This window comes from Candidatus Desulfatibia sp. (genome assembly GCF_036446775.1).
GTDB lineage: Bacteria > Desulfobacterota > Desulfobacteria > Desulfobacterales > UBA11574 > Desulfatibia_A.
The window spans coordinates 1-2962 of the sequence record NZ_JAZFTO010000366.1 but is presented as its reverse complement, the minus strand read 5'-3'; the positions used below and the strand labels follow the sequence as shown (position 1 = coordinate 2962).

Below are 2962 nucleotides of genomic sequence, written 5' to 3'. Positions count from 1 at the left end.
GGGCTAATAGTCTCATTATGAACAAACCAAAGTACCATCTCCAGGACTTAAGAGACTTCTTTGATAGCAACAGAATCGCCACTCTTGATCAGCTCAAGTCGGCAGTCGGAAATCCGGCTCGCAGCACACTGTTCCGGAAATTGGCACAGCTGGAGTACCTGAGCAGCTATTCGCATCGGGGCAAATTCTATACTCTCCGATCGATCGCGCAGTTTAGCGAACCTGGGATTTGGTCTTGCCGATCGGTTTGGTTTTCACGCTTCGGTAATCTGCTTCAAACTGCAGAAGCCCTTGTTAATCGGTCTGAGGCCGGTTACAGTGCCGCCGAACTCAAGGATGTTTTGCATGTCAAGACTAAGCATGCGTTGACCCATCTGGTACGTTGTGACCTGCTTGAACGCAAAATATTCAGCTCGGTCTACGTCTATCTATCTGTTGAGAGCGCTGTTTGCCGTAAGCAAGAAAGAGCTCGCAAAGTTCGTTTAGAGCGATCTTTTGCATCTGTTATCGTTACCAATCCGGACCTGGCTGTGGAAGAAGCCAAGGCCATAGTCGTTCTTTTTTGCAGTATGCTCGATGAACGGCAACGCAGGCTATACGCCGGGCTTGAATCGCTAAAACTGGGCCACGGTGGTGACCTGCACATCGCTTCGCTGCTTGGAATGGATCCTCATACCGTAGCACGTGGGCGACAGGAATTGATCAGCGGGGATTTGAGTTCCAAAAAGATCCGGGCAGCAGGAGGAGGCCGGATTTTGCAGGAAAAAAAACTCCCGAAATCCTAGACGCGATTGCCGTCATTATGGAACATGAAACCGCCGGTGATCCGGTTAGCGGATGCAAATGGACTCGCAAGACCACTGGTAAAATCGCCCAACAATTGAAGCGCGCAGGCATCCGGGTATCGGCCAAAACAGTAGGCAGATTGCTAAAGCAAATGAACTTTTCTCTACGATTGAACCTTAAATGCCTTGAATCCGGACAGAGCAAACCGCCCGATCCCCGGCAGCGAGACCTGCAGTTCCGCTATATTCGCGGCCAGATACGTAGCTACAAAGCCAATGCAATGCCTGTGATCAGCGTTGATACCAAAAGCCGTGAACTGATAGGACCGTTCCATCAAGCCGGACGCAAATGGAGCCAAGAACCGATACAGGTCTTGGATCATGATTTTCCCTCTGATTCCAAAGGCGTCGCGATCCCCTACGGAATCTATGACCTTACACGAAATGAGGGCTATGTATGCGTAGGCACCAGCCGGGACACTTCTGAGTTCGCCGTAGATTCTATTCGTACATGGTGGCAAAAGGCTGGCTCACGCCACTACCCTGATGCCGACCGCTTGCTCGTTCTCGCCGATTGCGGCGGGAGCAATGGCTACAGAATCCGTCTTTGGAAACAGAAGTTACAGGTCGCCCTTTGCGACCGCTTCGGTCTTCAGGTCAAAGTATGTCATTATCCGCCCGGTTCCTCCAAGTGGAATCCCATCGAACACCGTATGTTTTCCTTCATAAGCAACAACTGGGTAGCGCAACCTTTGCTTGATTACGAAACTGTGTTGAAATTCATTCGTACCACTAAAACTTCGATGGGACTGAAAATCCGCGCTTCCCTTATTAACAAACATTACCCCAAAGGGGAAAAGGTGTCTGACCAACAAATGCGGCAGATCGTTTTGAAACGGTATACTCAACGACCAAATTGGAACTACTCGATCTCACCATCAAAAATGTGAATTTATTTTTACGCGAGCCCTTAGGCGATTTTATATATTGACAAATAAAAACATTATATCATTATATACCAAAAAAATATGGATCACTTTTTCAGATCGCGGAAGTGCGCAGCTTACTGGTGAGGCTCCCGGACTTCAAATCCGGTGTGGGGCGCTAAAACCGTCCCGGGTGGGTTCGATTCCCATGCACTTCCGCCAATTACTTTAACTTTTCCAGTTGCTTATCTATATCCCCTACCCCGCTATACTACCAAGAAACTACCAAGAAATTTCGTATGGAGAGTCTCGCATAACTTGCATGGTAGGTCAAGTTTGATTGCTCGACTGATTGTCCGAGATATCAATCATACGCAAAGGACGCATCAGATACATAGCGTTTTGTATCCGCCTTTGTGTCCGGTTGATTAAAACAGAGGGGGGAGGATTTATCGACGGATTTATTATCCCGCAACCCTAATATATCCATGCCTTGCACGAAACAGGGGGCCATCTTATCGAGCGAACATATTTTAACAAACCGAATATCAGAATATATTTATTATTGTGTCCCCAGAGAAGCCATAAAAGTGTAATTACAGTAAACCCTAATTCCCAATAAAATAGTAATAATATCATAATTACAGAATTTTACACATCACACAACTGTAATCAATACACCTGTCAAACTGTCCATCCAGCATAATTAAAATCACAGAAAAACATAGCGTTAGTAGCAGAAATAACGGTGTATTCCAGCATCGGAACAGTTAGTATCCAGCTCCTATAATCATTTCTCTAACCCACCAATTGCCACATCAGATTGACAGTGATAAAAATCTTGTATAAAAGCATACTTGCGATATGCTGAAACTGTTTTAGGACATAATCAGTTGGTAATGACCTTTATCAAAAAGACATTTAGTTGGATAATACTATCCATTCATAAAAAACCGTCTTCATTGCCCGTAATTTTGCCATGACCAGAATAAATAATTACACCAAAGAATTTATCATCAAACACCGTGATATATTGGTGTGCCTGTTTCTCGTTATGGCTACCCTTGCTGTTTATTGGCAAGTACAAAACTATGGTTTTGTTTTTGACGACATTCAGTACATCACTGAAAATCATCATGTTCAAAAAAATTTTACATTAGATAGTATAATCTGGGCATTCACTACTATTCATGCGAGCAATTGGCATCCCTTAACATGGCTATCACATATGCTGGACTATCAGTTCTACGG

Annotated in this window: 2 protein-coding genes, 1 tRNA gene and 1 pseudogene; all 4 read left to right on the top strand. The window is 44.9% G+C overall.

What is annotated here, in order from left to right; all coding sequences use genetic code 11:
• Positions 1-785 (top strand): annotated as a pseudogene (locus V3S16_RS16725) (hypothetical protein); the annotation flags it as partial.
• A 17-nt stretch (positions 786-802) separates the two neighbouring features.
• Positions 803-1735, top strand: a complete 933-nt coding sequence (locus tag V3S16_RS16720) for an ISAzo13 family transposase (RefSeq protein WP_413887006.1) — start codon at positions 803-805, stop codon at positions 1733-1735.
• 100 nt (positions 1736-1835) lie between these two features.
• A tRNA-Sec gene (locus V3S16_RS16715) sits at positions 1836-1933 on the top strand.
• A 757-nt stretch (positions 1934-2690) separates the two neighbouring features.
• The coding region (locus V3S16_RS16710; protein ID WP_413887004.1) for a hypothetical protein at positions 2691-2962 on the top strand (272 nt) is incomplete at its 3' end.